General features: G+C 35.9%; 33 protein-coding genes and 1 tRNA gene. 13 read left to right on the forward strand and 21 right to left on the reverse strand.

What is annotated here, in order from left to right; translation table 11 throughout:
- Window positions 1-36: 36 nt before the first annotated feature.
- Window positions 37-399, forward strand: coding sequence for a DUF3592 domain-containing protein (locus ACLBWE_RS17590; protein WP_447604133.1), 363 nt, complete (start codon window positions 37-39; stop codon window positions 397-399).
- 4 nt (window positions 400-403) lie between these two features.
- Here ACLBWE_RS17590 and ACLBWE_RS17595 read toward each other — a convergent pair whose 3' ends face one another.
- From ACLBWE_RS17595 to ACLBWE_RS17610, 4 genes are read right to left on the reverse strand one after another with little or no spacing between them, the layout of a single operon-like run.
- A complete protein-coding gene (locus ACLBWE_RS17595; RefSeq protein WP_447604134.1) occupies window positions 404-1,048 on the reverse strand; it encodes a glycosyltransferase in 645 nt (214 codons plus the stop codon).
- Window positions 1,045-1,644, reverse strand: coding sequence for a class I SAM-dependent methyltransferase (locus ACLBWE_RS17600; RefSeq protein WP_447604135.1), 600 nt, complete (start codon window positions 1,642-1,644; stop codon window positions 1,045-1,047). Before ACLBWE_RS17600 ends, ACLBWE_RS17595 begins: the two co-directional genes overlap by 4 nt.
- Window positions 1,619-2,413, reverse strand: coding sequence for a PIG-L deacetylase family protein (locus ACLBWE_RS17605; RefSeq protein ID WP_447604136.1), 795 nt, complete (start codon window positions 2,411-2,413; stop codon window positions 1,619-1,621). The genes ACLBWE_RS17600 and ACLBWE_RS17605 overlap by 26 nt, the downstream gene beginning before the upstream one ends.
- A complete protein-coding gene (locus ACLBWE_RS17610; protein WP_447604137.1) occupies window positions 2,401-3,414 on the reverse strand; it encodes an acyl-CoA dehydrogenase in 1,014 nt (337 codons plus the stop codon). The genes ACLBWE_RS17605 and ACLBWE_RS17610 overlap by 13 nt, the downstream gene beginning before the upstream one ends.
- 249 nt (window positions 3,415-3,663) lie before the next feature.
- On the opposite strand from ACLBWE_RS17610, the gene ACLBWE_RS17615 reads away from it, so the two are divergent.
- Together ACLBWE_RS17615 and ACLBWE_RS17620 are read left to right on the forward strand one after the other, a co-directional pair.
- Entirely contained in the window at window positions 3,664-3,897 is a 234-nt protein-coding gene (locus ACLBWE_RS17615; RefSeq protein WP_005041820.1) for a DUF2171 domain-containing protein, read from the forward strand.
- Between the two features lie 284 nt (window positions 3,898-4,181).
- A complete protein-coding gene (locus ACLBWE_RS17620) occupies window positions 4,182-5,126 on the forward strand; it encodes a metal-dependent hydrolase (RefSeq protein ID WP_447604138.1) in 945 nt (314 codons plus the stop codon).
- A gap of 67 nt (window positions 5,127-5,193) precedes the next feature.
- On the opposite strand, the gene ACLBWE_RS17625 is transcribed toward ACLBWE_RS17620, so the two are convergent.
- Window positions 5,194-5,748: a TetR/AcrR family transcriptional regulator gene (locus ACLBWE_RS17625; RefSeq protein ID WP_447604139.1), complete on the reverse strand. Its 555-nt coding sequence runs from the start codon at window positions 5,746-5,748 to the stop codon at window positions 5,194-5,196.
- 644 nt (window positions 5,749-6,392) lie between these two features.
- On the opposite strand from ACLBWE_RS17625, the gene ACLBWE_RS17630 reads away from it, so the two are divergent.
- The gene (locus ACLBWE_RS17630) at window positions 6,393-6,920 is read left to right on the forward strand and encodes a hypothetical protein (protein ID WP_447604140.1); all 528 of its coding nucleotides are present in this window, start codon (window positions 6,393-6,395) and stop codon (window positions 6,918-6,920) included.
- A gap of 219 nt (window positions 6,921-7,139) precedes the next feature.
- Here the strand turns inward: ACLBWE_RS17630 and ACLBWE_RS17635 are convergent, their stop codons facing one another.
- Both ACLBWE_RS17635 and ACLBWE_RS17640 read right to left on the reverse strand, forming a co-directional pair.
- Window positions 7,140-7,478 (reverse strand): hypothetical protein, encoded by a 339-nt coding sequence (locus ACLBWE_RS17635; RefSeq protein WP_348950600.1) that lies wholly within the window; start codon window positions 7,476-7,478, stop codon window positions 7,140-7,142.
- Window positions 7,479-7,760: 282 nt separating this feature from the next.
- Entirely contained in the window at window positions 7,761-8,528 is a 768-nt protein-coding gene (locus tag ACLBWE_RS17640) for a class I SAM-dependent methyltransferase (RefSeq protein WP_198078845.1), read from the reverse strand.
- A gap of 197 nt (window positions 8,529-8,725) precedes the next feature.
- Between ACLBWE_RS17640 and ACLBWE_RS17645 the strand changes: the two genes are divergently transcribed.
- The 3 genes from ACLBWE_RS17645 to ACLBWE_RS17655 all read left to right on the forward strand — a co-directional run bounded on the left by ACLBWE_RS17645 (window position 8,726) and on the right by ACLBWE_RS17655 (window position 10,414).
- Window positions 8,726-9,400 (forward strand): HAD family hydrolase, encoded by a 675-nt coding sequence (locus ACLBWE_RS17645; protein ID WP_447604141.1) that lies wholly within the window; start codon window positions 8,726-8,728, stop codon window positions 9,398-9,400.
- A gap of 233 nt (window positions 9,401-9,633) precedes the next feature.
- A complete protein-coding gene (locus ACLBWE_RS17650) occupies window positions 9,634-10,119 on the forward strand; it encodes an Lrp/AsnC family transcriptional regulator (RefSeq protein WP_034677787.1) in 486 nt (161 codons plus the stop codon).
- Between the two features lie 178 nt (window positions 10,120-10,297).
- A complete protein-coding gene (locus ACLBWE_RS17655) occupies window positions 10,298-10,414 on the forward strand; it encodes a hypothetical protein (protein WP_004793556.1) in 117 nt (38 codons plus the stop codon).
- Window positions 10,415-10,429: 15 nt separating this feature from the next.
- Here ACLBWE_RS17655 and ACLBWE_RS17660 read toward each other — a convergent pair whose 3' ends face one another.
- The 4 genes from ACLBWE_RS17660 to ACLBWE_RS17675 form a co-directional block, all read right to left on the reverse strand.
- Window positions 10,430-11,245 carry a pyrroline-5-carboxylate reductase family protein gene (locus ACLBWE_RS17660; RefSeq protein WP_198078847.1) on the reverse strand — a complete coding sequence of 272 codons (816 nt, stop codon included), beginning with the start codon at window positions 11,243-11,245 and terminating at the stop codon, window positions 10,430-10,432.
- Window positions 11,246-11,646: 401 nt separating this feature from the next.
- On the reverse strand, window positions 11,647-11,868 hold the full coding sequence (locus tag ACLBWE_RS17665; protein ID WP_447604142.1) for a hypothetical protein: 222 nt from the start codon (window positions 11,866-11,868) through the stop codon (window positions 11,647-11,649).
- 219 nt (window positions 11,869-12,087) lie between these two features.
- On the reverse strand, window positions 12,088-12,303 hold the full coding sequence (locus ACLBWE_RS17670) for a cold-shock protein (RefSeq protein WP_045435935.1): 216 nt from the start codon (window positions 12,301-12,303) through the stop codon (window positions 12,088-12,090).
- Between the two features lie 344 nt (window positions 12,304-12,647).
- A complete protein-coding gene (locus ACLBWE_RS17675; protein ID WP_447604143.1) occupies window positions 12,648-13,580 on the reverse strand; it encodes an LpxL/LpxP family acyltransferase in 933 nt (310 codons plus the stop codon).
- 257 nt (window positions 13,581-13,837) lie between these two features.
- On the opposite strand from ACLBWE_RS17675, the gene ACLBWE_RS17680 reads away from it, so the two are divergent.
- Window positions 13,838-14,455: a LysE family translocator gene (locus ACLBWE_RS17680; RefSeq protein WP_017390247.1), complete on the forward strand. Its 618-nt coding sequence runs from the start codon at window positions 13,838-13,840 to the stop codon at window positions 14,453-14,455.
- Between the two features lie 97 nt (window positions 14,456-14,552).
- On the opposite strand, the gene ACLBWE_RS17685 is transcribed toward ACLBWE_RS17680, so the two are convergent.
- The 3 genes from ACLBWE_RS17685 to ACLBWE_RS17695 form a co-directional block, all read right to left on the reverse strand.
- Window positions 14,553-15,098 (reverse strand): glycoside hydrolase family 108 protein, encoded by a 546-nt coding sequence (locus ACLBWE_RS17685; protein ID WP_447604144.1) that lies wholly within the window; start codon window positions 15,096-15,098, stop codon window positions 14,553-14,555.
- Window positions 15,099-15,128: 30 nt separating this feature from the next.
- Complete coding sequence (locus ACLBWE_RS17690) at window positions 15,129-15,518, reverse strand: hypothetical protein (protein WP_447604158.1); 390 nt, start codon at window positions 15,516-15,518, stop codon at window positions 15,129-15,131.
- 209 nt (window positions 15,519-15,727) lie between these two features.
- Entirely contained in the window at window positions 15,728-15,982 is a 255-nt protein-coding gene (locus ACLBWE_RS17695) for a hypothetical protein (protein ID WP_005048040.1), read from the reverse strand.
- A 673-nt stretch (window positions 15,983-16,655) separates the two neighbouring features.
- On the opposite strand from ACLBWE_RS17695, the gene ACLBWE_RS17700 reads away from it, so the two are divergent.
- Entirely contained in the window at window positions 16,656-17,327 is a 672-nt protein-coding gene (locus tag ACLBWE_RS17700; RefSeq protein WP_003652611.1) for an XRE family transcriptional regulator, read from the forward strand.
- A 151-nt stretch (window positions 17,328-17,478) separates the two neighbouring features.
- On the opposite strand, the gene ACLBWE_RS17705 is transcribed toward ACLBWE_RS17700, so the two are convergent.
- Together ACLBWE_RS17705 and ACLBWE_RS17710 are read right to left on the reverse strand one after the other, a co-directional pair.
- Complete coding sequence (locus ACLBWE_RS17705; RefSeq protein ID WP_017389051.1) at window positions 17,479-17,712, reverse strand: hypothetical protein; 234 nt, start codon at window positions 17,710-17,712, stop codon at window positions 17,479-17,481.
- A 173-nt stretch (window positions 17,713-17,885) separates the two neighbouring features.
- A tRNA-Met gene (locus ACLBWE_RS17710) sits at window positions 17,886-17,962 on the reverse strand.
- Window positions 17,963-18,216: 254 nt separating this feature from the next.
- Here ACLBWE_RS17710 and xseA point away from each other — a divergent pair.
- Together xseA and xseB are read left to right on the forward strand one after the other, a co-directional pair.
- Window positions 18,217-19,482, forward strand: a complete 1,266-nt coding sequence (xseA, locus tag ACLBWE_RS17715; protein ID WP_447604145.1) for an exodeoxyribonuclease VII large subunit — start codon at window positions 18,217-18,219, stop codon at window positions 19,480-19,482.
- Window positions 19,472-19,666: an exodeoxyribonuclease VII small subunit gene (gene xseB / locus ACLBWE_RS17720; protein WP_003652614.1), complete on the forward strand. Its 195-nt coding sequence runs from the start codon at window positions 19,472-19,474 to the stop codon at window positions 19,664-19,666. The genes xseA and xseB overlap by 11 nt, the downstream gene beginning before the upstream one ends.
- A 259-nt stretch (window positions 19,667-19,925) precedes the next feature.
- Here the strand turns inward: xseB and ACLBWE_RS17725 are convergent, their stop codons facing one another.
- The gene (locus ACLBWE_RS17725; protein ID WP_045435956.1) at window positions 19,926-20,144 is read right to left on the reverse strand and encodes a hypothetical protein; all 219 of its coding nucleotides are present in this window, start codon (window positions 20,142-20,144) and stop codon (window positions 19,926-19,928) included.
- A gap of 48 nt (window positions 20,145-20,192) precedes the next feature.
- Complete coding sequence (locus ACLBWE_RS17730) at window positions 20,193-20,786, reverse strand: LysE family translocator (RefSeq protein WP_447604146.1); 594 nt, start codon at window positions 20,784-20,786, stop codon at window positions 20,193-20,195.
- Between the two features lie 442 nt (window positions 20,787-21,228).
- Between ACLBWE_RS17730 and ACLBWE_RS17735 the strand changes: the two genes are divergently transcribed.
- A complete protein-coding gene (locus tag ACLBWE_RS17735) occupies window positions 21,229-21,561 on the forward strand; it encodes a hypothetical protein (RefSeq protein ID WP_447604147.1) in 333 nt (110 codons plus the stop codon).
- Between the two features lie 487 nt (window positions 21,562-22,048).
- Window positions 22,049-22,399 (forward strand): four-helix bundle copper-binding protein, encoded by a 351-nt coding sequence (locus tag ACLBWE_RS17740; RefSeq protein WP_198078855.1) that lies wholly within the window; start codon window positions 22,049-22,051, stop codon window positions 22,397-22,399.
- Between the two features lie 663 nt (window positions 22,400-23,062).
- Here ACLBWE_RS17740 and ACLBWE_RS17745 read toward each other — a convergent pair.
- The 3 genes from ACLBWE_RS17745 to ACLBWE_RS17755 all read right to left on the reverse strand — a co-directional run bounded on the left by ACLBWE_RS17745 (window position 23,063) and on the right by ACLBWE_RS17755 (window position 26,454).
- Window positions 23,063-23,476 carry a GFA family protein gene (locus ACLBWE_RS17745; RefSeq protein ID WP_447604148.1) on the reverse strand — a complete coding sequence of 138 codons (414 nt, stop codon included), beginning with the start codon at window positions 23,474-23,476 and terminating at the stop codon, window positions 23,063-23,065.
- A gap of 29 nt (window positions 23,477-23,505) precedes the next feature.
- The gene (gene cueR, locus ACLBWE_RS17750) at window positions 23,506-23,907 is read right to left on the reverse strand and encodes a Cu(I)-responsive transcriptional regulator (RefSeq protein ID WP_336167810.1); all 402 of its coding nucleotides are present in this window, start codon (window positions 23,905-23,907) and stop codon (window positions 23,506-23,508) included.
- Window positions 23,908-23,982: 75 nt separating this feature from the next.
- Window positions 23,983-26,454: a heavy metal translocating P-type ATPase gene (locus ACLBWE_RS17755; protein WP_447604149.1), complete on the reverse strand. Its 2,472-nt coding sequence runs from the start codon at window positions 26,452-26,454 to the stop codon at window positions 23,983-23,985.
- Window positions 26,455-26,543 lie beyond the last annotated feature (89 nt).

The raw sequence follows: 26,543 nt of genomic DNA on the forward strand, positions 1-26,543 counted from the left end.
AATAGTGTGTTAAACGAATAATTTTGGTTTTAGTGAGTGAAATTTTCTGACTTTTTGACTTTTATTGGAGTGGTCTGGTTCAGCTTATTCTTTACCTATATTGCTTGGACCTTTTTTCTTAAAAGTCTGGTTCATAAATTTTTTATTTATAAACGAGGAATCATTACCTCTGCCGAAGTTGTGTATTTTCAAGACTCTCTCGTCAAGGTTCAATATCGCCCTTTATGTCACATAAAATTAAAATTCCAAGCTGAGCAAGGCCGAATCATGACTGAAAATCTAAAGGTGCTTATTGCTAAACAAAATCACGATCAATATAAAGTCGGTAGCATTATCAAAATTAAATATGACCCACACAACTTAAAGAATATTTCGATATTAGGAGAAGTTATGTTTTGAGTCATTAGAGATTATTTAAAAAGTAAGATAAGCCCTGAGGTGCTCGTCCATTTAGCCGACTACTCGTTGTCACTCTAACCAGATTACTCCACGTAATATTGCAACAATGATTGATCAATTTTTTGATTAAAGATACATCCTCATGACATGAGATAGGCTCAAAGCCACCAACCAAAAGATAGACCTCTGCACTAAAACTTAAATTTGCCCCATGAATATGCGCATGATCCATCTGATCTTTATAGTGTGCCAAGTATTTCTGCCGTTTGGATATCGATAGATGGCTCAAGTCATCTAAGGTCACCGTACCGCAAATTGCATCTGTTGGTTGATGCTGGATCTGATAGCGCAGCCAATCAGGACTAACCACCGTGTCTGCATCCGTACACGCAATCCATGTTACGCCACGCCCAATTAAATGACGAATACCTAAATCTCGTGCTTTTCCTACACATGCATAATGACACTCAATCCAATTGATTTGATGGCTTTGTGCAATGAGTCGCGACTGATCTGCACAGTTATCAAGTACAACAATGACCTCTACGTCATAACCGCTAATATTATCTATGGCAACCTGAATCGATTGCAGGCAGGCAGATAGATATTGCTCTTCGTTATGTGCTGGAATGACGATACCAATTTTCATCTTAGTTTTTCCTGCTGTGCTAAAGAGGAAGTGTTCGCCGTCCAAACATCTATCATAAAATCTGGGTCGTTTAAGCTTAGATAGTGATGAAATGGAAAATGTTGCTGAAAAGCTTGATGGACTTGTTCTGCGTTTAATTCAAAATCTTGAATTTCATGACGCCAATGGCAACATAGAATTTCACCGTCGTCATTTAAGCTATGCTTTAACTTTTCAATAAACTGATGCAATTCGTTTGCCGATAAGTAATAGGCCATCTCACTAATTAAAATTAGGTCGAATTTTTGAATTGAGTAGTCTTCTGGTATTTTTCTATTCTCAACAACAACATGCTCAAACTCTTGTAAACGCTCGGAAGCCAATTGAACGGCGCACTCAGAGACATCTATACACAACAATTGCTCGGCTCTTTGGGCTAAATGAAAACTTAAATGTCCATTTGAACAACCCACTTCTAACACTTTTGGGTAGCGAGGTCTTGTGAGTAGAGCAAGACAAATTTGCCTTTTACGGGCTTCATACCAGTGTAAGTCATAGCCCCATGGGTCACTGTTATGACGATATAAATCTTCAAAGTACATGCGAGAATGAATCACTCAAATACACCTCATAAGGCATTAAAAGACGTTTAATTGCACTTGGAGAGAGAACCGCAGCATTGCCCGTGGTTTCATCTGCTTCAAGTTGGGTTTTAAACTGCAAAATTGCTTGATGTTTTTTAGTTAATTGTTCTTCGGTTAAGTGGTACGCATTTGCGCGATGCCAATCAATTCGTGGGTCTAAAGGCTCTGCCCAATGCCAAGCCCAAATTAATACGTGTAAACATAGTAATTGCTTAGCGTTTGCATAAGCTTGCACCGTTTTACCTACTGCTTCATGGTCTGGGTGACCATCAAGTGCATAACTACAAATCAGAATATCGTCGGCTTGCACGATCTGCTCTAAACTCTGCCAAAGTTGATGGGTTTGGAAATGGATCTGACCATCCTGTAAATCAAGTGAAATGCGCTCAGCAGACTTTGCCACGCCTAAATAATCTAAGGCAGCTAAACTTTCTTGTGGACGAAGAATATTGAGCTGATCTGGAGGATATTTTGTCGAGTTAGGATGGCTTTGTGTGCCGTTAGTCACAGCTAAAATTAAAATCTTACAATTCAGTGCGATGAGTTGCTGCATTAGACCACCACAACCGAGCACTTCATCATCAGGATGTGGAGCGACAATCACCACCCTTTTAGAGCGAAATAACTCAAGATTTAAAGACGCTAAAGGATGTTCTTTAAATGCCTTTAACCATTGCTCTTTGGATGTACCCTCACCAAAAATAACGCGGTCTTCAACTAAAGGATGTTTCAAAGTTCCCATAGGCTTTGCTCCGATAAACAGAGTTCTGCAATTTGTTCATAGTCAAAAGCAGCATGACTTTGTCTGATAAACACAGGCAAGTCAGCCATGAGCTGAGCGAAAGTCGCATCTTCACAAAAAGGTCGAGCACCTAAGGCTTTCCCTACCCGTTCAATCACACTCAGACAGCATTGTTCTGTTTGGGCACGTAATATCCGTATTTCTCGCTCATGACTCAGCAATGGTTGATGATCAATCAGTTCAGCAACGTATTGAAAATATTGCTTGGTGATCGCTAATTGCTGAGCTGACTCTCCGAAATACAATTTCTTAAAAGGGTTAGGATTTTCCTGACAACTTTCCTGCAAAAAGCTGGCTAAACGCACAGCGGCACCGTACCAACAAGCAGCGACTCCAGCCGCACCATGCCAAAATCCTGGACGTTTTAAATAACTGTTTGGCTGACCTATCGGTTTTACAGGCATATTTTCAAAAGTGACTCTGGCCGTCTGCGTGGCGTGCATCCCGACTGCATGCCAGTGACTTAAATCTGTATTAATTGAAGGATGTTCTAAGTTAACAATACAAAGCTGTGCTTGCCCTTGCTGGTCTTTATAACTCATTAAGGCTTTTTGGATAAACTCCGCACCGGAGCACCAAGGTTTGATGCCATTACAAAGATTATCTTTTATTTGCAATGGAGTTGGTCCACCGTCTGCTGCCCAAACCGCCCAAATCTGGTCATCTATTTCTTCTTGATAGCCCAATTCATTTAAAATACTTAAGGCATCACAATGAGACTCAAATAGTTTAGCCAAACTTAAATCTGCCCCAGCAATCTGAGCAAAAAGCTGCCAACGTTGATAGGTTTGGCCCGAAGCTGGATAAGGTAATTTTTTGGCTAAACTTACCAATTGAGAGAGTAAATCTATACGAAGCTTACTTTTATCTTCAGCTAAGGCAGATTCAAATTCACTCAAGATGCTCAATATCGTCATATTTATAGGTATTTTAATATTCATTGCAAATAATTATTTATAAGACTTGATTTAACCATATCTAAATACTTCTGTTTAAATAAACACATTAATTGTAATAAAAAGATAATTATTATTAGATTTATATCTAATTATTTCATTGTTACTCAAATATATTCATTAAGTGAGTTTATAAACCGATCCTGTAAGGTTTATTAAAAATTCAACATTTAGCTCATTATTTAAAGTAATTTAGTTTCTACCGTTTTTCTATTTTCAAAGAAGAGGTCTAAAATGAATACTTTAAATATTACTGACATTCAAAAACACGCAGATGTTATTGCTTCTTGCGGTACTAAAGTAGGAACAGTCGACCATCTCGATGGTGAAAATCAATTAAAGCTGACTCGAGACGAAAGTGGTCAACATCATCTCATTCCTACTGCGTGGATTGGGGAAGTGAAAGAAAACCAAGTCATACTCAATAAAAATTCAGAAGAAGTTAAAGATCAATGGCAAGCAATCTAGGCTTTTAAGCACGGCGAGTTACTTACCGTAAGCTTTATAATAAAAAGTTTTAGCTTATAAAAAATGAATAGGCTTAAAGAATTTAAAGCCTAGATTATAAAAATGAAGGCTCCTTTTAATAAAGGAGCCTTTTTTATTGACCGAACCTCTCACTTAGACCTTTTTTATCTCTATAAGCCTTTTGTAATATGTTTTTGTCCCTTAAGCACATGGTGATCGATTTTACTTAATGCTAAAAATTGTGCATTCGCATTAAATGAATAATTATGAATAGGGTGACGTATATGATCACAGGGAATCATCAGCTTAAAGCTCGAAAAGTATATTTTGATTTCGCGGAGTCTTCTGTCTGCTGGATGCCGAATGATCCGTTATGCTCACATGTAGCAAATGGTATCAATATGCTTTTGCCAGCTGGCGAGTTTTGGTTCTGCCGAGTGTTTAATAAAACCCTTCCCTACATTACCGATGAAACATTAAAACAAGAAGTAGTAGGCTTTGTCCGCCAAGAAGCAGCGCATGCACGTGCCCATGAAAAAGCTCAAGACTTTTTACGAGAAAATGGCTATGACATTCAAGATCCACTCAACCGTGCGCACTTTGTTTTTAATATTTTATTGGGCGATAAACCCTTTGGTCTGCCGCTTGTAAAAGGCAAAAAACTTGAAGAATATTGGTTACTTTTCCGAGTAGGTGTTATTGCTGCAATTGAGCACTTTACGGGAACTATTGGTCAGTGGACACTTGATAGCAAGTCTTGGGATAGCGCCGACCCTGCAATGGCAGATTTATTCCGTTGGCACCTTGCCGAAGAAGTTGAACACCGCTGTGTTGCTTACGATTTATTTCAGCACCTTTTAACAAACAAGTTGGGTTTTTATGTGTCGCGCCAAGTCATTATGGCGGCTATTTTCCCGCTGTTTATTTACTTCCTTGCCGATTTTGCACGTAGTCTAGGCAAGCAAGATCTAGAGCACGAAGACATTCAAAAATTGATGCGTCGTGGCTTCTTTAATTTCATTCGCGAGTTTGAAAAAACTGCTACTCGCTCAGACAACCTACCGACCATCAAATATTTATGGAAAGCGACTTTAAGATGGGTTTCTCCAAAATTTAACCCAATTCATGAAGGTGACACTGAACAGGCTTTGGCTTATATGGCTCGCTCACCTGCGGTTCAACATTTTGAACAAATGACTCATTCTGCAAAACCTGCGACATTAAGCTAAGCAGCCACTTTATTTAAAATGAAAAGCCTCCTTGTTTGGAGGCTTTTTTCTATTTAAGTTTTAACAATTAGACAAAGTTTAAAAAGAAATAATCCAACAACCGTGCGCTTTCATCTACCCCATTTTCACCTAAAAGCTGAACCATTGCCCCATCAATCATAAATAAAAACATATAAGCATCTTGGATTGAAGCAGTAGATTTTAAGGTTAAAAGCAACTTATGTATTTCGCCAACAAACCAGTTTCTATAATCAACTACAACCTTATAGGCAACTGGATAGAGCTTTTCAATTTCAAAAATTGCCTTAAATGGCAAATGATAAAAGCCATTTAAGTCGGCATGTAAAAGATAAATCTGCTTAAGTTTATCGAGCACCATTTGCTCACGGTAAGAATTAGAAATTGAAAATACCTTGTCTTTTAGCGCGTCTTTTTGAAAAGTGAGACACATCTCGATGAGTCGTGCTTTTGAGTGAAAGTCGTTGTAAAAAGTAGCTTTGGCAACTTTGGCCTCAATAATAATTTGGTCAACCCCGACCTTATGAAAGCCATATAGATTAAATAAGTCTTTTGCGGTGTGAAGCACTCTGAGTGCTCTAAATGAAGATTCTAAATTTGGCATAGGAATACCATTTAAATAATTTTTTGTTGTATATAAAAGAGATAGAAATGCCGTCACTCTTAAAATGAGTGCTAAAAACAGGCATGTAAAAGCAGCACAAAAATGTGCCTAAGCTATCTCAGGTTTTATTGTTGCTATGATTTTTAGTCGTAACGATTCTTAAGGCGTAGAAAACCTAGAATCGGTTAAACCGTTTTAAAGACCATTTAGGCGGTATTGCTAGAGAGATTTTGGCAAAAGCCAATAAAGAAGAAATAGTACGCATGAGCGGACTCCTTGTGTGTAAAGGAGTTCTACCAGATCACTGTCAAATGATTATGGTGGTAGAACGAGAGAAGGTTGACAGACTGACACACAAGAATCAGCACGCACAAGGCGTCCCTCCCTCGCCCTACCGCTACGAAGGGGGACGAACGAGTTCGCCACCAAAAAGAGAACTTTTTGATGTCTTGTGTGTTATATCGATCTGTCAAAATCGACTGGCAATGTAGGCCAGCACGCAAAGCATAATCGGAGGGGTTTTAGGTGTCAATGTGATATTGGCTAGAAAATAATTAAATAAATATTATTTTTCATTGGATTAGATTCATTAATCTATTGAATAGAATATATTATATTTGCTTAACTCACATTAACTTATAAATATGAATACTATCTCAGCTACTCTTTTATATGAACACCCGATCGAAGGATGTATAAAAGATACAAATGGTAATTTAAAACCATTCCCTATACTTGCAATTGATAATATTCCATTAAATATATGGGTGCATCAAAATACCCACATTATTGATAGCACAGAAAGTTTAGTTCCAGCCCAAGGTTGGTTATATGATTATGATAGTGAATTGGCATTAAGTAATGCATGGAAACTTCTTAAACCAGAAGCTTATGAAAATGAAACTATTTCAACAGTAGTTCCAATTTTAATTTGCCCTGATGATTTAGATTTAGTGTGTAGCGTAATTATGGTTGAACAAGTTGTTTCAGCAGATGAAGTGATATGGGCTCGTTTTGGTTACGCATTTAAAAATATTCACGATGTTGTGACATCCGTAGTCTGGAAAACCTCGCCTTCCGCTCCTCGCTTAAGTTTTCCCTTGAGTGAATTTGAAAAAGCATACGATGATTTAAAAGAATTAGACAAAAAATGGACTGAAAATTTTATCTAGTTTTCTTATGTACAAAAGAAAAGAGTAGCAGATAAATGAAAGATCTTGGTAAAAGAGTTTTTCTTCTCAATCGAAAATTGAGATGAGTTTTTATATTAGACTGCTTCTTAGAGTGTGTTTTCTGATTCAACTGGTAAATTTTATGCCTTGATACACCGATAAAATGAATAATTAAATCCATTCTATCGGCTTGCTAGAAGTGGTTTTTAAAACCTTATTTTATTTTTTAATATAGTTTGGAAACTCTTTTAAAACATTACTACATAATTGGCGTTTCATATCTCCTCTCTTGCGTGCTTCAAATTGGTCCATACCTAATCTCATCACTTCTTTACCGTATTTATCACCTAGCTCATGTTTAGTACATTTTTCAGATTCATGAACTAATTCTTGTGAAGTATAGTGATAATTACAATCAAGTTGAGCACGGCTTAAAAAACCATGTAGTTGTACTGTTCTCTCGCAAGTTGTTCGCTGTATATAAGTTTTGGGCTCTTGTTCAGCATAAACTGATGTTCCTACCAATAAAGTAAAAACTGTTACTAAAAAATTACGCATTATTTCCCCGACAAAGTTATTAAAAGTATTAGTGATAATGTTGCGGGCGTATTAAATAATAATTACTTATAAGTGTCTATTAATAATAAGAAAATTAGATAAATCCTCTTATCTTTTGAATATTTAATCACCTTAAAAAAATTGTGTGATTAAGTTTTATCAAATAAATGATATTAAATTTTTTTCTAATCTTATTTAATATAATCCAATCGATTCGAGAAAAGAGTTTTAGTGATATTTCATTCATTTCTTATCGACTAAAACCCTTACTTATTACACCACTTAAAACCCTAACTTCTTAAAGACAAAATAACCCACATGGCTTTCAAAGCTACCGTCATTTTGAATTTTGAAATACTTCTTAACAAGGTCAGATGAACCTTCCTGCAAATAGCGTAAAGTTTTAATTTGATCTTCAGGGGTTTTCATACGCTTTACCCAACTATCAAAGTCCAATGAAAGCGTTTGTTTGTCTAAGCCCACTAAATCAAAGCCCGCATCTTCAATAAAATAGACCCATTCTTTAACACTGTAGTTTCGTACATGACTTGGGTCTCGAATAGTTTCGATCGTCTGTAAAAACGTATCTAATATCGGCGAGCTAGAACTAATAATATCTACAAAAATAACAATGCCGTCAGGTTTAAGAACGCGGTTGACCTCTTTCATTGCACTCGGAACATGCTGCCAGTGGTGAGCTGAATATCGGCTAATCACGACATCAAACTGATGATCACTAAAAGGCATATCTTCAGCAATACCCTGCTGCACAAAGATGTTTTTTAATTTGCGTTGGCTGGCAGTCTTAGACACGGTGTCTAACATTTCATGAGATAAATCGTAAGCAAAAACAAGGTCTGCATGCGGAGCAACATTATAAGAGACATGGCCTCCACCACAACCTAAATCAAGAACAACAGCCTTTTCAATTTTCTGAATTTCATTAATAAATTTATTAAATTCAATTCCTTCAGAATGAGCTTGGCTATTCAAATAGTCGAGGGACTTATTTTGATATTGTTTTTGATTTATATCATGCTGGGTGATCATAACCTTGCTTCCTTCTATGCAATGAAATCACCATAAAGGAAAAGTTAGATAAAAAATAATGATTAGTTTTTCTTCAATTGATAAATAAAAGTTATTATTTAATTTGTTTTAATACACAGTAATCACAAAATTTTAAAATCCTTAAATTCAATAGACAGCTATACTGGCTTTATCTAAAAATTTTATAAAAGCAGAAAATGCCAAAAGCTATTTTATTTGATTTAGATCAAACTCTACTTGACAGAAATACCTCATTAATAAAATTTGTCGAATGGCAAGTAAACTTTTTACAACTAGTGCCACAACAGAATAAGCAAGATTTTATCGCCAGGTTTATTGAATTAGATAACAATGGAAGTGTTTGGAAAGACTTGGTTTATAGTCAATTGCTTAAAGATTTTAATATCAAAAATTTTAACGTTGAGACATTACTTGAATCCTACGTTAATGACTTTAATAAGTTTTCCTCTTCATTTGAAAGAGTTCCTGAAACAATTCAAAATCTTTACAACAAAGGATATAAATTAGGCTTAGTTTCTAATGGCAAATCCCCGTTTCAAGAAAATAACTTTTATGCACTGGGTATCAACGAGTTTTTTTCTACAATTATCGTTTCAGAGGCCATAGGCATACGGAAACCAGATAGACGAATATTTGAGTATGCGTGTAAAGAGCTTGGCTACATTCCTAAGGAATGCATTTTTGTAGGTGATAACCCTAAAGCCGATATTGAAGGTGCTCACAAAGCTGGAATGAAAACTATCTTTTTCCACCCAGATCCTTCTATCTACTCTCCTTTAGCAGATAAAAAAATTAACCATTATGATCAGCTAGAAACAGCAATTAATAAATTAGAGAATTTTATTCTTTAAAAATAGATTTAAAAATTTATAAGAAATCCGCAAAGAGCACTGTTTAGTCACCCTTACTGAAACAGTGCTCTTTGCTCCATCACAACCCCTATCCAGAAAGGTTCAATGCATAGAAATAGTGTATGTACCTTTAGCTCAAAATGTTTCCTGTATTTTTTGCTTTTTTTAAATGATGGCAGCATAAAAATAAAGTATATTTAGTTTTATCAGAAGATTCTTCTTTGGTTTATATTTTGAACAGAACAGAATACACACTAGATCGTATAGATCGGAAAATTTTATCTGCATTACGTGGGAATGGTCGTTTAACCGTTGCTCAATTAGCTGAAGAAGTAGGTCTCTCATCTTCTCCATGCTGGACACGACTAAAACGTCTGGAAACTTTAAAAATTATTGAAGGCTATACGGTAAACGTAAACCCTAAAGCGATCGGCATTCATGAAGTATTTTTTATTGAAATTACTTTAGAGCGCCATGATGATGAAATGTTAGAGAATTTCAGCGAAGCATTAGCAGATATACCGGAAGTTGTAGAAGCCCATCTGGTTACAGGTGACTATGATTATTTGGTTAAAGTAGCCGTAAAAGATGCGGAGCATTACGAACGTTTTTTACGGAAAAAGCTCTATTCAATTAAAGGCATTCGACACACACGCTCAACCTTTGCCCTACGCCCTCTTAAATCTGCCAATACCGCCGATTTAATGTTAATTGAATAAAAGATGTTGCGCCTATAGCACATCGACTTAAAATATTGATTCTAAAATCTTTATTAAGTTGAGTGGTTTAAACCATAACAGATTTAGACTCTGTTATATTTTTTTTAAAAAATTCTGTATCTATGATTACAGCCTCCTCATCTCCATAATAAAATTAATCTGAATTGGAGGCATCGCCATGAACATTTTGAAGAAAAAAAATAAGGCCAGTTTTGTATTCTTTATTATTACTCTCTACTCTTTTATTGGGTTTGGCTTAGGTTTCATTATTTGGGAATACTTTTTAAAGGCCTAGTTTGCTAAAGAAGAGTTAACCAATCTCAGAAATAATTTCTGAAGTAATTTCTTTACTACGATGATATGCGGCTTTCATAGCTAAACGTATATCATCAGATACATTGCCTAAATCGAACATGCGTAAAGCAGATTCGGTAATTCCGTTCGCCAAAGTAACTTTTCCACATAAATCCGCAGGTGGAACATTGGTTTTACGGATCATTTCAACTGCACCAGCAGCGGCTTGAAGTGCTAAATCTAAGGCAAACTGTTTGTCGAGGCCTAATGAAACGCCCGTCTTAATCATGCTATCTAAAATATAAAAAAAGTAAGCCGGCCCTGAACCAGATAATGCAATAATTGCATCAGTTTGTGTTTCCGAAGCTGCCCAGAAAGTCTGCCCCGTTGCAGAGTACAGCATTTCGATGACATCTTTATCGAGCTGGTCCATTTGCTCAGAAGCAATGAGTACGTGAGTACCCGTGTGCGTAAGCACAGGTGGATTTGAAATTACACGAACAATTTTTTTTGAGCCAGTAATCGTTGATAATTTTGCAATATCAACCCCTGCCATCATAGAAATAATAACTTTACGTGCTAAATACTTTTTAAATGGTTCAAGCGTTTCTTTTAAGTTTTTAGGTTCCAATAATAAAATAACAATATCTGCTTTTTTTAAACCATTTTCCTTTTCCTTTTGCTTTAACATATTTTCATCGTTATTTTTTTTCTCTTCAATAAGATGGATCTTTTCTTTTTTGAACCCTTTTAAAACTAAGCCTCCTATTAATGCTAACGCCAAATTACTACTACCAACAAAACAAATATGAGGTTGTACTTCATTTAACATTTAAAATATTTTCCTTTCTTAGGGGTATTATAGTAATTAATATTATCTATAATTTAATTATAAGTATTGAGTTAATGAAAGGCTATCTTAATAAAGAACCCACTCAAATAAACTATATTAAAGTGGGTTTCGTTTTATTTGCGCAATAAATAAAACAACTTTAGCTTAAGCCTAATGTATAACTATTTATAGCAAATTCTACACAGAAATTGTTAAAGTCTGTAATTATCATTATAAAATTGTACACTATTTTAATAGCTTATAAAGAGTATGAAATTGTTAGGTTTTCTAAACAAAAAAATGATGAATGAAAGACTCTACTCTTCCATGAAACAATTGCTAATGCTTTTATCAATCAACAATATTCACAACTCATAATTATTAATTAAAAAAGCAGCTAATTAGTTTCTTTTTTTATTCTTTAAAATTCTCTCAGCTTTGCTCATGGCTTGGGTTAGATCAACATCTTCACAAACCCAGAAAGTAAAAATTTGTCCAAACAAGTGGAAATGCTGTTTAATATATTTAGAACTATTGTCTGAATAATGCTCTTCAACCTTAAAGAAATCATTATTGTTTTCTATTTTTTGACCGTCAAAAATACCGCCGATACAAATATCCATTTTAATACCATACACCTAATTAGTTATGTTATAACATAAAATTTTTAAAACCTTTTATAAGAGTATTTTTATACTTCTTTTTTTAAATATAAGTTGAATCAAAACTTATAAAAAACCCACAAAATATAAAGTGGGCTTTTTTAACTCTAATAAAACGATTTAGACTCAAATATATTTTATTTAAATAATATATTTAAATCAATTAAATGCTCTATTTATTTATGAGTTTTGTAGAATCACAATATTTGAAGCTTGTGGGCCTTTTTTACCCTGCACTACAGTAAACTCAACACGTTGACCTTCCAAGAGAACTTTAAAACCAGGTGTTTGAATATCGGTAAAATGAGCAAAAATATCTTTACCTTCATCAGTCACAATAAAACCAAAGCCTTTAGTTTCATTGAACCATTTTACTGTACCAGTAGTAGTAGACATATGTTATATCCTAAATCTTAAAATATTATAACTTATTATTGGGGAAACCAATTTAACTAAAAAATAGACGTCGAAACTTAAATATCTGAAAAAACCGAAGGATTATAAATAAAACTGCGCAAATAGAAATTTATGATGACAAGAATATTTTGTTAGTTATGCTCGATAATACACGCTTCAGAAGCATTTGCAATCGATATTCAAAATAATTAAAGCAAGAAAAATTCTATACCTCTTCCCACTCATCTTTCATATTGATTTCTTTAAGATTCCTTGCAATTAAAATTCAAATTTTGTTTCATTTTAATCGAAAGAAGTGCCTTTATTATTTCCCCATAAGACCATCAATAAAATTTCTTTTCACCCGCAGGGCGCGTCTTAAAACGTCGATGGAACCACATGTATTGTGTAGGTGCGATGCGAATTTGATTCTCAATAATTTTATTTACTCTTTCAGCATCACTAACTTCACATCCACTTGGAAAATTCTCTAATTTGGGTTCAACGAGAACATGATATTGGGGATTTCTAATATTGCCACTTCTGTAAAAGTATAAAGGCACTGCTGCTGCTTTTGAGATATCCATAAGCCTGCGGTGGGCTGTGACAGTAGCTGCCTGCACCCCGAAAAATGATGCCATTACACCTTGCTTTAAGCCAAAATCCTGATCTGGGCTATACCATATCGCATGACCATGTTTAAGGTTTTGGATAAGTCCACGCATGTTGTCTCGAGCAATCTGGTTTTTATACACTCTTGCGCGGCTACGATGAATTAGAAAATCTAAAAAGGGATTGTTTTGAGGTCGGTAAACCACGTCCATATTAAAAAATAAGGTACACGCGGCTCCGCCTGCATCTAAAAGAGTGCTATGAGTGCCTAGTAAAAGTACGCCATTTTCCTGATTGTTGGTTAAATTCTCTAATCCATCTATGTGAACACGGTTTTTAAACCAGTTTGGACTATACCAAGCATTTAAAGCCTCAAATACACCCGTTAAAGTATCAACAAAAACCTGTTTGGCTTTCACTTCAATTTGCATAGGTGTTTTTTCAGGAAAGCATGCTTCTAAATTACGTAGTGTTGTTTTTCTTCTTGAACCTAAAGATTTCCATGCTATTTTTGATAAAAGATCAGCGAGACGCCATTGAATAGCCCAAGGTAACATCGCAAATAACATCAGAATAAAAGCTAAAACCCATAGACCCCAATATTTAAACGATAAAAAGGAAAATCGAAATTCGCCAGATTTAAACTGCCGTTCTTTTTTCGTCATACTGTATATTTCTTGAGGTATAGACTTAGCATACTAACACGCCTACTTGTCGGGGTTGTATGTTTATGTTGCAATAACGGCTATGCTTTTAAATACATTATCTATTTATATAAATGCATATTTTATTTCGAAACTTTCAAATTTTAATATTTAATTTATTTATTTTAAATATACATAACCTTCTGTATACATAAATTATTTTCTCATTTAAAGTAATCGCATAATTTTGTCTCAATTGATAAATAGGATATATCAGCGTGAGCGGTCTTTTAGTTTTTATAACAATTGCATTTCTTACCCTATTAAGCCCCGGCCCCGGTGTTTTATTTACTGTCACAAATTCAATCAATTATGGTGTTAAAACCGCTTTATTCGGTATTAGCGGCTTAATTATTGGTATGTTTGTAATTGCTGTAATTTCCGCCAGTGGTGTAGGTCTTATTATTACGAGTAACCCTACTATTTTTACGGTTTTAAAATTTATTGGTGCATTTTATTTAATGTATCTCGGATATAAAAACTTTAGCAAAAAAATTCCATCGCAAGATTTAATCACAGATCAGCAAAGCGATAAAAATGTCAGTAAATCTAAACTATTTTATCAGGGCCTACTCGCATCTTTGCTTAACCCTAAAACAATCGTATTTTTTATTGCTCTTTTCCCTCAATTTATCGATATAAAGAAAGAAATTTTAAATCAGTTTTTAGTTCTATCTTTAACCTTTTGTTTGATTGGTTTTTTAATTCATCTAGTCTATGCAAATTTCTCTTCAATTTTTAAAGAAAAGATGTTGGCTGGAAATAATTTTTCTATACTCAATAAAATCAGTGGGGCTATTTTCTTTCTTCTTGCCATCTTACTCATCGCACAATAAATTATTACTTTAAGAATTATGCTTTAAAAGCCTTAACTCATGTTTAGACTTTTAAAGCATTTCGATGATTCAGCATATTTTTATCTAATTACAATTTTTAAAACGATACCCTGTTTAAGATCCAACCATAAAAGAAGTCTTCATAATTTGGGTTCTTCTCTGTAATTTCGATATAGTGCTGCCCTTGCATAATATTTAAAACACGTACTAATACTGTTTCTCCTTCTTTATTACGCCTGTTCAAATAACTTCTAAGAGCTTGAAAAGTGAGAGGCCCATACTGACCATCTAAAGCAAGATTTGGCCAGCCTTCTTTTCCCTGCTTATTCAGCAAATTTAAAGCACGCTGCAACAAGGGTTTTGCAAAATTGACGCCACAGTTAACGCCTGTATCAAATAACTCTTCTGCAATAGTCGGGCTAATCTCATTGATCTGGTCAAATTGGGGTTCAAACCAATATTGTTTCTTATAAATAGATTTGGCCACAGCTAATGGTAAATCTTGCATATTGCCTTGATAGCCTTGTGATCGAGCGACTGCTTCTGTAATGCCAAATTTAGTGGCATGTCCATGGTCTGATGGATGGTTAACATACCCACCTTCTCTGTTTATGATTGCTTCTAAGTACTGGTCGATATTCATTTTATTTTACCTATATGATTAAAACTGTTTTTAGCTATTTTGCAGATCATCTTTTGCTTTTTTTAAGTCTTTCATGACTTCCACAATCGTTTTACCTTCTTGTTTATTGATGAAGTTAAATATCCATCTCACAATAGCCCAACCAGGCAAACCGCAAATGAAGAAGAATCCACAAAGTGTGATCATTCCCCAAATATCCAAGACCCATTCTTGTAAATTCCATTTCATGATAATAAATGAGCCACCTGTTAAGCTTGAAACCACTGTACAGATCAGCCCAACCATCCATTCTTGCGGTGAGCGAGGGAAACGCATCATTAACACGACTGCGACAACTAAGCTGACCGCTAAAGCCACCATAATTGCAATGCTATAAAAATTTAAAAATGTGGCTAATCCATTCGTTGGAACTGTTTTCATCATCTTGTCCTGCTTTAAAGGGTAGAACTTGAAAATCCATCACCATGACCAGCTTGTTGTTTTTCAGGTTTTATAAATACCCTTAGTTTTCTTTATTACAGTCAATAAAAAACACTAACGCTTTAAAGCGGCGCTAAATTGCAAGACGAACTTACCTTGACCCGCTTAATTTCAGGGCCCAAGAAAGAATGTTTGTGTGCTAAAGCTGGTTAGTGTGCACTGTTTAAGGCTTGTTCAATCAACTCAATCACGGTGATTGCACCTATCGCTTTTTGCATCGAGACTTGATCGTCGAATTCGAATGCTTCATCTTCAAGCTCACTTGCAATTTGCTTCGCCTCTTCAAGTGCCCTTTTTATTTTTTGTACCTTAAATTTGTTTACGTCTTTTGCAATTGTTGGGACATACCCTCCACGTTTTGCATTTTTAAGTTGTTTAGCTCTGTTCTGCATTGCTGTAGTCATTCACTATCTCCAACTCAACTTACTCGTTAATAAGGCATCTTTATCGTTTGTTATTCTTGAAGTTTTGACGCATTCTTTGAGCAATATAGCTAAGCTATGACTACAAATGTATGTTCGAAACGTTTCAACTGGTACAACAAACATATAGAACCAAACAATATGCGTTTAAAGCATTAATTTAAAAATAGATATTTCCTTTTCTGAAATTGTAAAAAAGTATTAAAGCTCTTAAGTTTAAGCCTTTTTCGGACTTTAATTTTTTGACCAAAAAGTTCAAATAAGGCTTTGCCGTATATCGGAAACTTTTGTTACGACTCACAATCTTTGTTAAATTCTTCATGTTCTTGATACCCTTTATCGACGAACATTAAGCCTGATCCACGGAATCGGGCTTTTTTTTATTCCAATTTTTGTTTTGATAGCTTATCTGCACATCATAATTGAGCTATCTCTCTTTTATTTTGCCTCCTATAAAAACAAAACAAATTTAACTTTCATCTCAACACGTTGATAAACCTATAAATAGTGGTTCAAATACGATTTAAACTTTATCTATTCATCTTAAGATATAACTGATATTATAACTATAGTTATTATTAGTCAATAACTACAGTTGTTTTACTCGATATAACTTAAGTTATATATTTGTTATAAGTTTGCTGGTGTGACCATTATGGCTCTTAAAGACCGTTTAAAAGATTCTAGGCTTAAAGCGAAAAAAACTCAGGCTGAAGTAGCAGAAGCAGTCAAAATGTCTCAGCCTGCCTATCAAGCTTTAGAGTCAGGGAAAAATTTGAAATCAGCGTTTCTTCCATTAATTGCCCAATTTTTAGGTGTAGATGGTTATTGGCTAACCACTGGAAATACTGAAGATTCTTTTAGAGAAAGTGATGTATTTAGCCCTACTGTTGTGAGTGCTGAATCCACCGATCAATATGTCTGGATTGAAGTTGTAGAAGCTAGCTTTTCTTGTGGTACGGGTGAATCTATAGAGTTTCACTTCGATGCAATTAATGGAAAAATTCCTTTTCCAGCATCATTTTTTAAAGAAAAGCGGGTTGCTCAAGAGTGCATGCGTATTATTAAAGCTAAAGGCGATAGCATGACCGATTACATTAAAGATGGAGATTTAGTCGGCATTGATATCTCTCAAACTGAAGTGATTGATGGCGAGATTTATGCGGTTTACTTTGCTGGGGAAGGAATGATTAAGCAAATTTTTAAAGAAGCAGATGGCTCTTTAATTTTGCACAGTTTAAATGAAAAGTTTAGAGACCGACGTGTAACCGAAGAAAATGGAAAGAACTTTAAAGTCATGGGCCGTCAATTCTGGCGAGCAGGTTAATTAAGTTATAAATATAATTAAAAGAATAATTCTATCGATTTTATATATTTCTCTTTTTTATAACTTTAATTATTTATAAATCGTATAGATATAAAAAAAACCTATCTCCATTAAAAGAGATAGGTTTTTAGCTTGAGAGCTAAACATTTTATTAGCAATACGTACTTAAACGATAAAGCTGGTTAAATGCAGCATAAAAGCTTTTACCATCTTGGTTCAATTCGATTTCTTCACCAGTTTGAAGTTGAATTTTCTTACCAACTTCGACCCAACGATAACCATCTTGAGAGTTTTGCTTACGCACGTGAGGAACCACTCTCACATTAATTTCATTGCCATTTACGGCTGTGGCAATTTGCCACTCATTTACTATATTCACAATCATTCACTCATCACTGAGCTCATGTGATTTAACGGTATTTAATTAGAACGCTAGATTTAAGGTATGGACAGTCAGTCTAGAATTTAATATTTAGCTTGATATAGGGTTATTTATAAGCTAATGCTTTTCATAATTTCTGCATTATGAAAAGTGGTACATCACAGAGCATAATATTTTGGTTGCGGGGGTCGGATTTGAACCAACGACCTTCGGGTTATGAGCCCGACGAGCTACCAGACTGCTCCACCCCGCAATTGGAAGTAAGCTTTATACGCTTATATATTTTATAAAGCAAACTTTATTTTTTAATCTGTTGTAATTCATCAGTTTTATCTTTTTTAATTAATTTTATATTTTGAATTAACTAGTGATGAACAAACTAAATTTAAATTTAATCTTTTGAATTGTTGTATTTATTTTAAACAGAACCCTAAATTCACAGACAGCAATTGCCTTGGTTGGATGGCTTTTATACTATCTAAGTTGGTCCTTTAATGTTTAGTTCGTATGTCTGAACCTCAGTTTTCCCTTAGTGAATATCTCGGCACAGTTCAGGAAGTCATACGTTTGGCTTTTGATGAGCCAGTTTGGGTAAAAGCAGAAATTCGAAATTTAAATATTAAAGGCGGTCACTACTATTTAGAGCTTGCAGAAAAAGATGCAGATACCGATAAGGTGATTGCCAGTTGTAAGGCCACAATCTGGAAATTTTCAGCAAGTAAAATTGTTTTAAAGTTTGAGCGTGAAACTGGTATTGAGATTTCAAGTGACTTAAATGTTCTCATAAAAATTCGCGCACGTTTCGATCCTCAATATGGATTTTCAGTCAATATTGAAGAGATTGACTCAAGTTTTACCTTAGGTGAAATTGCTAAACGTTATCAGCAAATTATTGAACGGCTCACTCAAGAAGGTTTAATTCATAAGAATAAACTCCTCTCCACTCCTTTTGATATTCAAAATGTTTTAGTGATTGCGCCTCAAAATGCTGCGGGCTTAGGTGACTTTAAAAAAGATGCCGATGCGCTAGAAAGAAATGGTGTTTGCCATTTTGTGTATCACACCGCTACTTTTCAAGGGAATACAGCCGCAACCAGCTTAATCGAGTCTTTAGGTACAGGTTTACGGCAATGGGCCAGCACATTTACATTTCCGCCAGACTTGATTGTGATTATTCGTGGCGGTGGATCGGTGAATGATTTAGCCTATTTGAATGATTATGAACTTGCCGCTCTGCTCTGCAAACGTACTGTACCCATTTGGGTCGGCATTGGTCATGAAAAAGACCGTACCATTCTTGACGAAATTGCCCATCGTTCATTCGACACGCCAAGTAAAGTAATTGCTGGTATTCGTAACCATATTGTTGAACGCGTACAAGAAGCGGTAGATAGTCTGCAAACCATTAAGCTGCTTTCGCAGCATCAAATCACGACCTATCAAAGCAAGAATGACCAACTGCTTCACCACATTAAATCTTCAGCACAAAGTCAACTTAACTCCGGCCATCACCTACTTGACCAGATGAAAGAACGTATTCAGTTTAGTTCACAGCAACAAGTTAAATTTTCATTAGCCCAAATCGAATCGTTAATGAAAGAAGTCCTTTTGCAAAACCCGAAACAGGTTCAAGCCAAAGGTTATGCGATTGTTAGATCAGAAGGAAAAGCAATTCGTTCTATACATCAAATTTCAAGCCCTGCCATTGCCATTGAAATGCAAGATGGTGTGATTGAAGCCAACATTACACAGGTAATTCCAAATGAAGAATAAAGAGTTAACATTTAAGGATGGCCATGACATTTTGAAGAAAAATGCCGAATTACTTGAATCTCAAGAAAGCCCAGATATTGATAATTTAATGAAAATTGTTGAAGAATCGATTACTGCCTATAAAGCTTGTAAATCACGCATAGAAGCAGTTCAACAAGCTTTAGATGAAACATTTAAAGAATAAAAAAAGCCCATTTCTACTTCTCATTGAAGAAATGGGCTTAGTGAAAACCACTTAGTCCTGAAATGCAAAAGTGTGGATTAGGTCACACTTTTACAAAAAGTATGGTCCCACAACAATTCCTGATATTCAATATTTTAATTGTATTCAATGGTTAATTTTGCTCGTATTTTCATCAGATTCTAGCTAAAAACTTTCTTACTAAAATCGTGATGAAATACAAATGTGTTCTAGGTGTTATTTTCCAAAGTGAATGTAAAAATTATTCCTCGTTGAATGGCCCAATCAATTGATAAATTTTCCCGTCTTTAGGATTTTCATAGAGTAGATCCATATTGGGTAAAATAATGTCATCATCAATTTCAATATGTTCAACGCTTTTATGAAGTTCAAGGGCGTGGTCGTTCATAGGTCTAACTTTCGCTAAAGCAATCGTTTCTTTGTTAAACTGGTCCTTAATAATTACTTTTACTCTTTTCATAAAAATCTCCTAAAAATTAAATTTTTTAATATAAATAATGGGTTAAGTTTAAAATGAGCTAATCGCTGAATAGCCGATTGGCATAGCAAAAAAAGTTAAAATAAATGCAGCCGTACGTTGTAAATTACGTTGGTTTAACCAAGTTACTTTGTTTGAAATTAATACGGTTCCAAAAGCAATCCATAAAAATGCAATGGGTGTAATTAATGATAAAAAAATAGCAATATGCACAAAATAAACGTGAAGCACTTCCCATGCTGCATGTGGAAAAATAGCAGAAGCAAAGAGTAAAGCTTTAGGATTTAAAAGTGTTGCGACAAATAAAGCCTTAGGCGTAATGAGTGGGTTGTCTAATTTGATGTCTTTTGTTGATGTTACCCAAAGTTTAAATGCAAGGTAGAGAATGAAAGTTGCACTTATTAACTTTAATAAGGCAGGAAGCCAAGGGATTAAATGTGAAACTGACTCAAGCAAAACACCCCATGAAGTAATTGCAATGAGATAACCCATCACTTCAGCAGGAATAAGTTTAAGAGACTGCTTCACCCCTGCCTGTATTCCAGCCGAGGCTAACAACGTATTTGTGGGGCCTGGAGTCAACAAAATGGTGACCACAAGTCCAATAAACAGAAATGACACCATAGGCAATGAACTCTTTAATTATGCTAGGCGAAATATGTCAAAAAGCAGCATCTATTGTCGACAAAATGGTTGTAACAAGAAATATTAAAATTAAATTATTTATTTTTAAAACAAATAATTAACTCAAACCGACTGTAAATTCACTTACGATTTAAATAATTTTAAATGTGCAAAATAGATCACATAAATAGAGAATAATGAGCTATTATTACAAGCCTCTACGACATTAACTTGAGAATTTTTTACTCAAAAAATCTGCTGTTTTTTTAATATTTTGAACTTATATAACTGAGTAAATAGCAGCTTTTTGCCTCACTTGAAATTTTAAAATTGAACAATATATAAACAATTAGAAATCGTGATTTTACTGAATATGATGTCTCACTCCCCATCAATTCATTGATTGTCGCTTTCATCAAATAAATCAAATGATGGAGGATGCATGATGAATGCTTATGTTCACCCTCATCCAGATGGTTTTAAATCTTACTTAGGAAAGAATCTAAAAACTGGCCTCTATGCCGTGCGGCTCGGTTGGACGGTTTATGAAACGAATGGCAATGGTTCTGTGCTGTACATTGTCAAGAATGAAAATAAGATTCCATTGGATGTAGACAAGTTTAAAACTGATCGTCCCAAAATCTATGCTGCGCTTTTAAGTGAAGTGCAGTTTCAACGTAAAAAACAGTTAGCTATTGATCTGCAACACTCCAATATTCCATCTTATGACCGCCAAGCCTACAAAAAGCGTCGTGGGTTTGTAGGGTCGTCATAAACTCTTTCATTCAACCCAATGTTAGATTCAAATATAGAAAAAGCACCCTCGGGTGCTTTTTCTTTTAACGACCAGTTGTAATTAATACGAACATACTCAGTATTAATGTGCTTAATGATCGTTTGCAATGGATGTGGACTTCATGCTCAGCTCCGTGAGCGTATTGATTAACGTTTTCCATTTCGTGTCCTTCAAAGTTCACATTCCTAATTTGCCTAATATTCACACAATAAGAAATTAGCCAAAAGTATTATATGCAATCAAATTTAACACAATCCTTAAATTTTATTGACACTTTTTATCATCAAGAAATAAGCGCTTTTAAGCTAAAAACTGGATGTAACATTCTACTACGAGGTTAATTATGTATTGGGTATTTGTACCCCTTTCATCTCAAATGCCCATTGTTTAAAAAATGATCTATAAAATGGAAAAACATAACAATATTCCATTTTTTAATAAAGACTTTTGGAATAGGAGAATTCATATGCAAACCAATCAAGAAGCAAATAATTCATTATTTTGCCAAGCCTCTAGCTCAATTCAAGCCTGTGTAGAATGTATGATTGCTTGTAAGACCTGTGCAGCCGCCTGTTTGCAAGAAGAACATATGATGCGTGAGTGCATTAAACACTGTCTGACTTGTGTAGAAACCTGTCAGTTATGTACTTCTTTAGAGTTAAGGCATTCTGAGTTAGCTGAACAAGCGATGCCATTATGTGCTCATGCATGTCAACTTTGTGCAGCAGAATGCAGCAAACACGAGCATGAACACTGCCAAATTTGTGCTAAAGCTTGTTTAGCTTGTGCTCAAGCGTGTCAAGCCTATCGTGCCTAGTCGCGTAACGTATAAGAAAGTTTGTATAGCTGATTTATAGTCAGGCTATATATATGGTAGGAAAATTTCTAAAAAACTTAATGACTTAAGATATTAAAAACTAATAATTTATCTTTTTTATTTAAGTGAGGTTAATAATAACTTTTCTTTAGGCATAAAAAAAACCCGCATCTTGGGGAAGAATGCAGGCTCTTAGATCTCCCACAACGACCATGAGTCCATTATTAAACTTGAACTTTAAACCGTTAAGTAAATGTACCTATAAATAAATTAAATTGCAATACAGAATAGTCTGTATGTTTAAAAAATTTTATTATTTCTACATCTTTTTATTTGCTTAAGACCATATGGTAAAAAATGGCGTCATAAAAAAATTTATTTATTGGATGACCAGACTATAAATGGCTTTTTTATAGGCATTAAAAAAGCCCGTTTCACGGGCTTTTCTGCAACGGTGAGCAATCTAAGATTTGTGTCTATCCATCTCTTACATGCTCTTTGCTAGCTATATGTAAGGTCTTATCGTATCTTTTGTCCTGTCCCAAGTTTCCCTGTGGATCGAGGAGATATTACGATTACCTTAAATACAGTTATAGCACATTATTTATTCATGGCTAGTCTTGTTCACGTTTTTTTACAAACAAGCCCTACCCGATTAAGTGACTATTTTTGGACGCCATCTGTTGCTTGTAAATATTGTTGAGCATGATCACCAATGATATGCCAAGAGGCCTTTGAAGCGACATAGGCATGAGAGCTAACTTGGGTAGATATTTCTTCATTAATGAGCCCCACCCTTAAACGCACCACGTCGGGTTTATCTAAACGTTCACTCCAGACAGGTGAACCACAAGTTTTACAGAACACTCTCTTTTTATTGGGAGACGCAAAATAAGCCTGTAACAGGTTTTCTCCCTGCACAATATTCAAATCACTTTTCTGTACTTGCGTAATGGCAGCAAAAGCAGCGCCTTGTGCCTTTTGGCATTGCGTACAATGACAGACCATGATGGGTTCTAATTCGGCATTAATTTGAAGTTGAATACCATTACAAAGACAAGAAGCTGTATAAGCCATGATTTTTTCCTTTTTTATTTTAATGAAACTTAGCTTACACCTACACCTTTTTCAATGTGATCTAAAATGGCACAAGAAGCTTGTTGGTTACCACAGCAATCATCGGCTGATGCCTGCAAAATATTAACCATTTCTTGTAAATGCGCAATTTTCTGGTTGAGTTCAGCAATGTGTTTGACGGTTAAGGCTTTCACCTCTGCACTCTGGCGGTCTGTATTTTTCCAAAGCGAAATAAGCTCTTTCATCTGTTCAGATGAAAAACCTAACTCTCTGGCATGTTTTAAGAAGTTTAAAGTTTTAAGGTCTGTTTCTGAATAAATACGATAGCCTGAAGCAGAACGCTGAGCTGCTTCAAGTAAACCGATTTCTTCATAGTAGCGAATCATTTTCGCCGAAATGCCCGAATGTTTGGATGCCTGACCGATATTCATCTCACACCTCAAATATTAAATTTGGTTTAAGACCTTTTGTCATGATCTTAAACCAAAAGATGAGTTTCAGCACGCTTACTGTAATGGCGCATGGAAACGTTTTAAGCGTAATGCATTTCCTAAAACAAAAACTGAAGAAAGTGCCATCGCTCCTGCTGCAAACATAGGTGAAAGTAGCACGCCAAATGCTGGATATAATGCGCCTGCCGCAATTGGAATAAGTGCAACGTTATATACAAATGCCCAGAACAAGTTTTGGCGTATGTTTCGCATGGTCGCTTTACTTAATGCAATTGCGTTCGGTACGCCTTTTAAACTACCCGACATCAACACAACATCGGCAGCTTCGATGGCAACATCTGTTCCTGTACCAATGGCTAAGCCAACATCTGCTTGCGCCAAGGCTGGTGCATCGTTAATGCCATCACCTACAAAGGCCAAACGACCATATTGTTTTTGCAGCTGGCAAACGGTGTCCACTTTGCCTTCAGGTAAGACCTCCGCCACAACTTCATCAATATTAAGTTTTTTCGCAATCGCTTGCGCTGTATGACGGTTGTCCCCTGTAATCATGGCAACTTTTAGACCTAATTGATGTAAGGCCTCAATCGCAGCATAGGTTGTTTCTTTAATTGGGTCTGTAACGGCAATAATTGCAGCTAGTTGCTGGTCGATAGCGACATAAAGCGGCGTTTTACCCTCTTCACCCAACTGTGCAGCAATCGCTTGAAATGAGCTAGTGTCTAAACCAAGTTGGTGCATATAACGGTCTGCGCCAATTTGTACTTTTTGACCTGACACTTCAGCTTCAATACCTGAACCTGTAATCGAGTTAAATGCTGTTACTGGTAATAAAGTTATTCCCTCGCCCTCAGCAGCCTGAACAATGGCTAGAGCAATTGGGTGCTCAGACTTGGCTTCAACCGAGGCAACCAACGTCAGCACTTGCTCACGTTCAAAACCTTGTTGCACATTAAAGTCTGTCAGCGTGGGTTTGCCTTCAGTGATCGTTCCAGTTTTATCAACAGCAACCACCTGCGCTTCTTGTAAAAGCTGCAAAGCTTCGCCTTTACGGAACAGAACCCCTAGCTCAGCACCACGTCCAGTACCGACCATAATAGAAGTTGGTGTTGCAAGCCCCATCGCACAAGGGCAAGCAATAATTAGTACTGCAACGGCGTTGACCAAACCAAAAGTTAACGCAGGTTCTGGCCCAAAGATAAACCAGACCAAGAAAGTAATTGCAGCAATGAGCATCACCGCTGGCACAAACCACATGGTTACTTTATCGACCAAACCCTGAATCGGAAGTTTAGAACCTTGGGCTTGCTCAACCATGCGAATAATTTGTGAAAGCACAGACGAAGCGCCAACTGCGGTTGCCCGAATGTTTAGAGTACCGTTCTGGTTGATCGTGCCTCCAACCACTTGATGCCCTACTATCTTTTCAACAGGAATAGGCTCACCCGTAATCATAGATTCATCAATATAGCTGTGTCCTTCAACTACTTCTCCATCGACAGGCACACGCTCACCCGGACGAATTTCTACAATGCTTCCACTGACCACTTCGGCAACAGCAACTTCAACCACTTGACCTTCACGCTGAATACGAGCAGTTTTCGGTTGCATGCCAACCAAATGCTGAATAGCTTGCGAGGTACGACCTTTGGCTTTTGCCTCAAAATATCGCCCAAGTAAAATTAAGCTGACAATTACAGCAGCCGCTTCAAAGTAAACATTGACCGTGCCTTGTGGTAATACATGCGGCATGAAGGTTGCTACAACAGAAAAACTATAGGCAGCCAAGGTTCCAACAGCCACCAGCGAGTTCATATCTGGTACCAAACGCCATAAGGCTGGAATACCTTTTTGATAAAAACGGCGACCAGGAAAAACGAGCACTAGTGTTGTCAAAACAAACTGTAAAAGCCAGCTATTGTATTGACCAATCGTGTGCATGACCCACATGTGAAAAGCCGGAATTAGATGTGAACCCATTTCCAAAATAAACACTGGTAAGGCCAAAACAATCGAAATGATCAAATCTTTTTTAAGCTGATCTAACTCTGAAGCTTTTTTATCGAGCTGCTCATCTTGATTTTTTTCAGAGGCTTTCGCATCGTAACCTGCTTTTTTAACAGCGCGAATCAGATCTTCAACATTGACTGAATTATCTGCCTGAACCCAAGCCTGCTCTGTGGCTAAGTTAACTGTCGCATCTTGAACGCCGTCTACTTTTTTAAGGGCTTTTTCAACACGCGCAACACAAGATGCACAGGTCATGCCGTCGATAGACAGCTCCACTGGCGCCGCTTTGGGAACATCATAACCCGCTCGTTCAACTGCTTTTACAAGCGCTTCACGCTGAATTGGTTGGTTTGAATAAACAACAGCTTTTTCTGTGGCCAAATTAACGTTGGCAATTTCTACATTTTCAACTTTCTTAAGCGCTTTTTCGACACGACCCACACACGAAGCACAGGTCATACCTTCGATTGGTAGTGTTTCACTATATGCTGGCAATTTTGTGTTTTTTGAGTCCATCAAACACCTCTGCAAATCTGCAAAATTTTATCAATTACATTGAGCATACAGATTCCCATCATGGGAAGGTCAAGCATATTTTTTAAAAA

It is taken from the genome of Acinetobacter sp. M5A5_2a, from assembly GCF_053345265.1.

Bases quoted from the DNA above. Each gene is read 5' to 3' on its own strand.
- ACLBWE_RS17595 (WP_447604134.1), bottom strand. From the start codon at position 1,048: ATGAAAATTGGTATCGTCATTCCAGCACATAACGAAGAGCAATATCTA.
- ACLBWE_RS17605 (WP_447604136.1), bottom strand. From the start codon at position 2,413: ATGGGAACTTTGAAACATCCTTTAGTTGAAGACCGCGTTATTTTTGGT.
- ACLBWE_RS17610 (WP_447604137.1), bottom strand. From the start codon at position 3,414: ATGAATATTAAAATACCTATAAATATGACGATATTGAGCATCTTGAGT.
- ACLBWE_RS17615 (WP_005041820.1), top strand. From the start codon at position 3,664: ATGAATACTTTAAATATTACTGACATTCAAAAACACGCAGATGTTATT.
- ACLBWE_RS17620 (WP_447604138.1), top strand. From the start codon at position 4,182: ATGATCACAGGGAATCATCAGCTTAAAGCTCGAAAAGTATATTTTGAT.
- ACLBWE_RS17625 (WP_447604139.1), bottom strand. From the start codon at position 5,748: ATGCCAAATTTAGAATCTTCATTTAGAGCACTCAGAGTGCTTCACACC.
- ACLBWE_RS17630 (WP_447604140.1), top strand. From the start codon at position 6,393: ATGAATACTATCTCAGCTACTCTTTTATATGAACACCCGATCGAAGGA.
- ACLBWE_RS17635 (WP_348950600.1), bottom strand. From the start codon at position 7,478: ATGCGTAATTTTTTAGTAACAGTTTTTACTTTATTGGTAGGAACATCA.
- ACLBWE_RS17640 (WP_198078845.1), bottom strand. From the start codon at position 8,528: ATGATCACCCAGCATGATATAAATCAAAAACAATATCAAAATAAGTCC.
- ACLBWE_RS17645 (WP_447604141.1), top strand. From the start codon at position 8,726: ATGCCAAAAGCTATTTTATTTGATTTAGATCAAACTCTACTTGACAGA.
- ACLBWE_RS17655 (WP_004793556.1), top strand. From the start codon at position 10,298: ATGAACATTTTGAAGAAAAAAAATAAGGCCAGTTTTGTATTCTTTATT.
- ACLBWE_RS17660 (WP_198078847.1), bottom strand. From the start codon at position 11,245: ATGTTAAATGAAGTACAACCTCATATTTGTTTTGTTGGTAGTAGTAAT.
- ACLBWE_RS17665 (WP_447604142.1), bottom strand. From the start codon at position 11,868: ATGGATATTTGTATCGGCGGTATTTTTGACGGTCAAAAAATAGAAAAC.
- ACLBWE_RS17670 (WP_045435935.1), bottom strand. From the start codon at position 12,303: ATGTCTACTACTACTGGTACAGTAAAATGGTTCAATGAAACTAAAGGC.
- ACLBWE_RS17675 (WP_447604143.1), bottom strand. From the start codon at position 13,580: ATGACGAAAAAAGAACGGCAGTTTAAATCTGGCGAATTTCGATTTTCC.
- ACLBWE_RS17685 (WP_447604144.1), bottom strand. From the start codon at position 15,098: ATGAATATCGACCAGTACTTAGAAGCAATCATAAACAGAGAAGGTGGG.
- ACLBWE_RS17690 (WP_447604158.1), bottom strand. From the start codon at position 15,518: ATGAAAACAGTTCCAACGAATGGATTAGCCACATTTTTAAATTTTTAT.
- ACLBWE_RS17695 (WP_005048040.1), bottom strand. From the start codon at position 15,982: ATGACTACAGCAATGCAGAACAGAGCTAAACAACTTAAAAATGCAAAA.
- ACLBWE_RS17700 (WP_003652611.1), top strand. From the start codon at position 16,656: ATGGCTCTTAAAGACCGTTTAAAAGATTCTAGGCTTAAAGCGAAAAAA.
- ACLBWE_RS17705 (WP_017389051.1), bottom strand. From the start codon at position 17,712: ATGATTGTGAATATAGTAAATGAGTGGCAAATTGCCACAGCCGTAAAT.
- xseA (WP_447604145.1), top strand. From the start codon at position 18,217: ATGTCTGAACCTCAGTTTTCCCTTAGTGAATATCTCGGCACAGTTCAG.
- xseB (WP_003652614.1), top strand. From the start codon at position 19,472: ATGAAGAATAAAGAGTTAACATTTAAGGATGGCCATGACATTTTGAAG.
- ACLBWE_RS17725 (WP_045435956.1), bottom strand. From the start codon at position 20,144: ATGAAAAGAGTAAAAGTAATTATTAAGGACCAGTTTAACAAAGAAACG.
- ACLBWE_RS17730 (WP_447604146.1), bottom strand. From the start codon at position 20,786: ATGGTGTCATTTCTGTTTATTGGACTTGTGGTCACCATTTTGTTGACT.
- ACLBWE_RS17735 (WP_447604147.1), top strand. From the start codon at position 21,229: ATGATGAATGCTTATGTTCACCCTCATCCAGATGGTTTTAAATCTTAC.
- ACLBWE_RS17740 (WP_198078855.1), top strand. From the start codon at position 22,049: ATGCAAACCAATCAAGAAGCAAATAATTCATTATTTTGCCAAGCCTCT.
- ACLBWE_RS17745 (WP_447604148.1), bottom strand. From the start codon at position 23,476: ATGGCTTATACAGCTTCTTGTCTTTGTAATGGTATTCAACTTCAAATT.
- cueR (WP_336167810.1), bottom strand. From the start codon at position 23,907: ATGAATATCGGTCAGGCATCCAAACATTCGGGCATTTCGGCGAAAATG.
- ACLBWE_RS17755 (WP_447604149.1), bottom strand. From the start codon at position 26,454: ATGGACTCAAAAAACACAAAATTGCCAGCATATAGTGAAACACTACCA.